Source organism: uncultured Succinatimonas sp., from assembly GCF_905203285.1.
Classification (GTDB): Bacteria; Pseudomonadota; Gammaproteobacteria; order Enterobacterales; family Succinivibrionaceae; genus Succinatimonas.
This window is the reverse complement of record NZ_CAJKVK010000102.1, coordinates 1-6,716: the sequence shown is the minus strand read 5'-3', so window position 1 is coordinate 6,716 and position 6,716 is coordinate 1. Positions and strand designations below refer to the sequence as shown.

Below are 6,716 nucleotides of genomic sequence, written 5' to 3'. Positions count from 1 at the left end.
GGGGCAAGGCTTTATGGTCTCCCTCTTATTTCGCTTCCTCATGCGGCGGTGCTCCCATATCTATTATCCGTCAATATATTGACCGGCAGAAAACGCCTGATTAAACACTGAGTTTCTCCTCGCGATGATCTCCGCCCTAAAGGACGGGGTTTTAGCCGCTGATCTTTTTTTGATAAAAAACTTATTGCTTGCCTTTTATCCTTTACTATTGACTGCAAAAGTTTTTAATCTTTTTGGCTCTAGCTTATATTTTTACAAATAAAAAAAGCCCGGAGACCAAACCGAGCTTTTCTAAAGAAAACCAGCAATAATTATTTAACTGCTACTTTTACTACTACTTTTACAACCGGCATTTCTTTACCCTGATAAGCAGCACGCGGCTGGTGAACCTCTTCTGGAGGAACAACGACGAAATCGCCTTTCTTAAGATTTACCGGAGTATAGAACTTAGGAGCCTTGAAGAAAATGCAATCATTTTCAAGTTTCTCTTCTTCTACTTCGCAGTCAGAACGCAGGGCAACGCCAAAAGACTCTTCACCTTCTGCAATATACTGAATATCAAAATAATCGTTATGGGCTTCAAAACGAGCCTTTTCAAACGGCATGGTGGTATAACGCTGAACTAAAGCGAACACTCCATCACAAATATCATAACGACCATCTTCCATCTTGGTAACGTCATTGTTGGCAAGCCAGTCATAAGCTTTAGTGAACTTTTCGGCAAGATAATCATATTTTTTAGCCAAGGCAATATTTGACGCGAACATTTTATTCTCCTAAATTAATCAGATGAGTTGATAATACCCGATCTGGTATTTTTGAAAACAAGAAAAATTCAAAAATACTATTTACTTCTCAAAAACATTTACCAAAGCTTAAATTCTTTGATTTTTGTACCGTTTAATTCATATAAAGAGATCTGATCATTATCAATAACACCAAAGCCTGCAGCGGTCCCTCCTTTAGGAATTGAAATAGAACCAGGATTGATATTAATGATACCGTTCGCATATTCAAAAACGCCTGAGATATGAGTATGTCCGGACAAAACAATATCTCCGCGCTTTAAACCTAATTTTTTTATTCCATCTTCAGTCTTAAAATCATAAAGATGTCCGTGAGTATAAAAAATTCTGCGAATTTTTCCGTCTTTTTCTATAAACAAATAACCGTAAGGGGCATTACACGGGAAGGAAAACATCATTCCGTCAACCTCCCCGTCACAATTACCCCTTACTGCTACAATCTTGTCCTTATAAAGATCTAAAAGTGTAGTTACTTCCATCGGCGCGTAACTGCCGGGAATTTTATTACGCGGACCATGATTTAAAAGGTCACCTAAAAGGACAATTGCATCACAAGAAAACTTTTTATAAAACTCTAAAGCAAGAGCAGTTTCCTCTGCTCCGCCGTGAATATCAGATAAAACTAAATAGCGCATATTTAAACCCGTTATTGACTATCTTACGACATAACGCATGCACACAGTTTCTCCTGCCACTGCCTGTCCGGTTCTTAAAGTTAAACGCTTAATTCTGTCAACAGAGCCTGATGTAATAATCAGCGGAGAGGTGATATCAAAACGCTTCTGTCTTAAAAAATCCAAATCAACTTTACAAATAGGCTGACCTGCCTGAACTCTCTCACCCTTTTTTACTAATGGAGTAAAACCGTTTCCTTCAAGCTTAACAGTATCAATACCAATATGCAGCAAAACTTCAATACCGTTATCTCCGGTAATACCGTATGAATGTTTTTGATCTGAGATAAACGAAATAACACCTGAAATCGGAGCTACAGCATCACCGTCAGCAGGGACGATCGCAACACCGTCACCTACGACTTTTCCTGCAAAAATCGGCTCATCAACATCACCTATAGATACGACATGACCGCTCATCGCTGCATATATGGGCTCGCCTTTATCTTTTACAAAAAACATGACCGACTCCTAAAATTTACTATTTGACTTAATTTTCACTACTGAATTATACCAATTTGCATAGCAACAAAAGGATACTCAATACGTAAAAAAGCCGAATGAGACTCCCATTCGGCTTAGTACTTAATCGTAAAACAAATTTAAAATCAAGGCTGGTAATTTGCCTCAGCCATCTTCTGTTCAATATACTCGCGGGCTTTTACTATCTTACCGATAGGGTCATCAACTTTGTCCCCCCACATCTCAAGCATAAAGCTGCCGCGATAATTTAATTTCTTTAATATCTTAAAAATATTAACAAAATCAACAGTACCTTCACCGAATTGCAAATCTCTAAACTGTCCTTTGCAAGTATTGCTTACCGGTAAAGTTTCTTTCAAATGAATAGCCGTGATCTTGTCAATTCCGCTTGAAAGTTCCTGATCCAAATCATTATTCCAAGCAGTTAAATTACCGACATCAGGATAAACACCGAACCACGGTGAATTAAGCATTTTATTCCAGCGCTGCCACTTGGTAATTGAACTCATAAAAGGAGTATCCATAATTTCTGTAGCAAGCATAACTTGAGCACCTGCAGCCATTTCAACTGCTTTACGCATACCTTCGTCATAACGTTCCAAAGTCCCCTCATCCTGTTCTTCGTAATAAACGTCATAACCTGCAAGCTGAATATTGCGAATACCTAAATCATTGGCAAGCTCAATAGCTTTAGCCATGATGTCATACGCTCTTTGACGGATTTTAGGATCATGACTGCCAAAAGGATATTTTCTATGACCGGAAAGACACATTGACGGGGTCAAAATACCGCAATCAATCTTGGTTGACACGAAATCTTTACGCTGTTGTTTAGTCCAATCAAGGCGCGATAACCGTTCATCAGTTTCATCAACTGACATTTCAACATAGTCAAAACCTGATTGTTTTGCGATTTCAAAACGCTCTTTCCATGTCAAATCTTTAGGCAGCGCTTTTTCATATATACCAAGCGGATGAATTCTCATGGATAAACTCCTCATGCAAATTTAGTATTATTGCGCATTGCAAATCTTGTGATACGGAATTGAGATCCTTTTATCTAAAACAGGCAATCCGATTGCTTTAGATATTTCCTCTGAGTCTTTAGTATCAAGCTTTACCATCGTTACCAATACTTCGCTTAACTTGGTCGCATCATTGCACACTGTCCCGAGCATTCTTCCTTCCTCTACGGCTTTTCTGGCTTCAGGAATAGCGTCAATACCCAGAACCGGAATATATTTGTTTGCATCTTCAAGATTGTAACCGTACTGGTTAAGATCGGTGATTGCTCCCATGGCCATTGCATCATTGTTGCAGACTACAGCCTCAATATTATTGAAAGTAAGAGAACTTACCGCCTGGTCCATAAAATCAAAGCCTTTTTGGAACTGCCAATTTGCGTTAGCACTAAATACTACTTTATATTTAATTCCCTGTTCGTTTAGAACCTTCAAAACCTCCTGGGTTCTCAACACAGCATCAAGATGGGTCTGCTCACCTTTTAACATCACCAAATCCAAAACCCCATTCTTATTTTTGTCATAGTCAGGGTGGGCTTTTAAATAAGAAACCAAGATTTCTGCCTGATAACGACCTGACTCACGCGGAGAGGTTCCGACAAACCACGCATTATCATATGAAGCTAAAACTGCGTCACTTACATTACGATTAAAGAAAATAATCTGGCGAGTAGTATCTTTAGGTAAAGATGCCAAAAATTCACCAGCGTAAGAAGAATCAACCAAATTAATTAAAAGGGGAGTATCTTTTTTATCGGCAAGCGCAATATCCAAAGTTTCACTTTGCGCATAGGCATCATCTGCCGCGTTATATTTTTTTAAATTTATTCCCTGCTCTGATCCTTCCTGTGTCAGAATCTTGTCAAGATTTGCTATGAAAGAATCGGTTAAATTGTAATAAAAAACATCGGCAGATTTAGATTCTGCAGCAAAAACTGAAGAGGCAAGCAAAAGTTGAGAACAAACGACGGTTACTTTTAAAGCATTATTTACTTTCATAACAAACCTTCTTAAAAATGTTGATAAAGACCGGATCTGATACAAAAAAGCCTATATGACAGTGCTGTTTTCACTCCCATATAGGCAATACATTTTACTTCAGATAAATAAAACGCTTGTTGAGAAACACTGATTTCCTCAACATTTCTCAATTACGGCTTAAGAATTACTTTAATTGCATCCTTGCCGTGAGCGGTCTCGAATCCTTCCTTCCAATGATCAAGATCGAAAGTATGAGTTACGATGCCCTTAGAAGTAATCAAGCCTCTTTCAAGTAAAGAGATTACGGTGTCGTAGCAATAAGGTCCTAAGTGAGCGCCCAAAATATCAAGTTCCTTACGATCACCGATAATTGACCAGTCGGCAGTTACGTCAGCACCGAATACGCTCATCTCAACGAAGCGGCCTAACTTTCTGGTCATTTCAAGACCCTGAACCGCGCCTCTCGGATTGCCGGTGGCTTCAATATAAACATCGCAGCCATAGCCGTCAGTCATATCAAGAATTGCCTTCAAAGCGTCTTCTTTTGCCGGGTTAATGACAACATCGGCACCGAACTTCTTGGCAAGTTCCAAACGAGCCTCAATAGTATCAAGAACAACTAGCTTCTTAGGATGCTTCAATGCTGCAGCCTGAACAATACCGAGACCTAAAGTACCGGCACCTGCCAAAACTACGACGTCTTCAAATTGAATGTTAGCTCTTTCGGTAGTATGCATTGAGCAAGCCATCGGCTCAATAAAAGCTGCGTCTTCAAGAGACAAAGCATCAGGGATCTTATGAATAACTGAATTCGGATGGAAAAGCATGTACTCAGCCATACCACCGTCGGCGATCTTACCCTGATAACCGTACATGTCGTGAGGCTGGCACATCCAATACTGGCCTGATTTGCAGAATCTGCACTTACCGCAAGGAAGAATCTGCTCGGCAAGAATGCGTTCACCCATCTTAACGCCGAAATGCTCTTCTGCGCCTTCGCCCATAGCTACTACGGTACCGAAAAACTCATGGCCAGGGACTACCGGAGTCTTAACCCAAGGATTCTCTCCCCAGAACATCTTAGCGCCTGCTTCGCACTTGATGTCACCGGCACAGATACCGCATGCGCCGACTTTAATCAAAACTTCATTAGGACCGGGCATAGGAGTGTCAATCATTTCCAAACGATAATCGTGCGGACCGTGATTTACCAGTGCCTTCATCTTTGCCGGAATTTGAGCCATATTTTTTGTCCTCATGTTTTAGTAAGCCACGAAAATGTAGCTTTTGTCTTTAAATGATAACGTTATCATTATTGTTTTAAAAAAATAAAAAGATAGTGATCTATGTTGCAAACTTGTTCAATAAAAAAAATTGAAGCTTTATTTTGAGAATTACGACATATTTTTGGCTGAATTTTGCTTTTCTTATAAAGAGCTACGATTACGCCCCGTAAAATCACATCGAAGAATGTTTCTATAAATAACCATTTGATATATAATGTAAAAATATTTGATTACAGCTTAATCTTCCTTACTTTTAGTTCTTTTTACTTTAAGGTTTATAGAATTTGTATAGGTCTTTTACCCTATCATGCAGCTGCAAACTGCACCGGCAAAACCGCTGCAGACAGAGTTCCGACCATAATAGGCTTTACCCATTATTCCTTTTGCTATTAAGCAATTACTTTTCCTAATACATATAGTCTTTCATTAAACTTAGACGAATTATTGTTCTCTATAAGATTAAACAGCAATTCCGAGATCTTCTGCCTCCATTCAAAAGGACTTGAATAGACGCAAGGAATATCAAAACCGAAGTCTTTAGCATAAGGAACCTCATCAATTGAAAAATAATCCACGTCTTTTATGCCGTATTGCCTGCACATACCGATAAAGGCAAGAGAAATGAGTCCGTTAATTCCTACAAAATGAAAAGGGGGATTAGGAAGCGTCTTAAAATAAGTCTTTAAGTTTTCCTTTGCTTTATCATAAGCATAATCCGCATAAACGATTTCATAATCGACTTGCTTTGTTTCAAGAATCGATAAAATTCCTTTAATACGCTCCTGAGTAATCAAAGATTCCTCAGGTCCGCCTACAATCAGCAACTTTTTAATTTCCTTTTGAGCCAAATAATTGCCGCACTTCACCCCTATTTCATAATTATTCAAAAACACACCGGGCAAGCGATAACCGTCTATATCACGATCCAAAAGCACCAAGGGAATGTTATAGCCACGGGCCCGCTGTACGTAAGACGGCTTGTACCCTTTTATATCATGAACTACCGATAACACGATTCCGGCTACTTTATAACTGAATAAGGCATCAAGCGCTCTTTCTTCATTGATTGAGCTGCCAGCGGTTTCAAACATCATTAAGGTATATCCGTTCTTGTCTGCTTTCTCGCACAATTCTTTCACAACTTGAGCATACACGGGATTATACGTACTGTCGGTAATAACCCCGATTAATTTACTTGAATTGGTCTTTAAACTGCGGGCAAAAGCATTTGGACGATACTTCAGTTTGGCGGCTGTTTCATAAATCAATTCTCTGGTTTCTTGCTTTACAAGCTGAGGATTTGAGAATGCGCGTGATACCGTAATATTCGACAGTTGCAGATACTTAGCTATATCAACGATAGTAACTTCTTTTTCTTTATTATTTTTCATAAGTATCCTCAGAAGCACAGAAAAAATTTTCTAAAAACATAATAAATATATAATATTAAATGCCTTTATTTAA

The 6,716-nt window shown here is 38.9% G+C and carries 8 protein-coding genes; 1 reads left to right on the top strand and 7 read right to left on the bottom strand.

Annotated elements, in window-relative coordinates; all coding sequences use genetic code 11:
- Positions 1–104, top strand: a 104-nt coding sequence (locus QZ019_RS08810) for a transposase (protein ID WP_295484325.1), incomplete at its 5' end; no start/stop codon positions are given.
- Positions 105–311: 207 nt separating this feature from the next.
- Here the strand turns inward: QZ019_RS08810 and QZ019_RS08805 are convergent.
- The 7 genes from QZ019_RS08805 to QZ019_RS08775 all read right to left on the bottom strand — a co-directional run bounded on the left by QZ019_RS08805 (position 312) and on the right by QZ019_RS08775 (position 6,643).
- Complete coding sequence (locus tag QZ019_RS08805; RefSeq protein ID WP_009144333.1) at positions 312–767, bottom strand: YhcH/YjgK/YiaL family protein; 456 nt, start codon at positions 765–767, stop codon at positions 312–314.
- Between the two features lie 98 nt (positions 768–865).
- Entirely contained in the window at positions 866–1,441 is a 576-nt protein-coding gene (gene yfcE / locus QZ019_RS08800; protein WP_009144332.1) for a phosphodiesterase, read from the bottom strand.
- Between the two features lie 18 nt (positions 1,442–1,459).
- A complete protein-coding gene (locus QZ019_RS08795; protein ID WP_277296193.1) occupies positions 1,460–1,942 on the bottom strand; it encodes a PTS glucose transporter subunit IIA in 483 nt (160 codons plus the stop codon).
- Positions 1,943–2,088: 146 nt separating this feature from the next.
- Complete coding sequence (locus QZ019_RS08790; RefSeq protein ID WP_009144330.1) at positions 2,089–2,949, bottom strand: L-ribulose-5-phosphate 3-epimerase; 861 nt, start codon at positions 2,947–2,949, stop codon at positions 2,089–2,091.
- Positions 2,950–2,976: 27 nt separating this feature from the next.
- Positions 2,977–3,984, bottom strand: a complete 1,008-nt coding sequence (locus QZ019_RS08785; RefSeq protein ID WP_249085156.1) for a galactose ABC transporter substrate-binding protein — start codon at positions 3,982–3,984, stop codon at positions 2,977–2,979.
- Between the two features lie 152 nt (positions 3,985–4,136).
- Positions 4,137–5,210 carry an alcohol dehydrogenase catalytic domain-containing protein gene (locus QZ019_RS08780; RefSeq protein WP_040909536.1) on the bottom strand — a complete coding sequence of 358 codons (1,074 nt, stop codon included), beginning with the start codon at positions 5,208–5,210 and terminating at the stop codon, positions 4,137–4,139.
- 431 nt (positions 5,211–5,641) lie between these two features.
- A complete protein-coding gene (locus QZ019_RS08775; RefSeq protein ID WP_295484318.1) occupies positions 5,642–6,643 on the bottom strand; it encodes a LacI family DNA-binding transcriptional regulator in 1,002 nt (333 codons plus the stop codon).
- Positions 6,644–6,716: the final 73 nt, after the last annotated feature.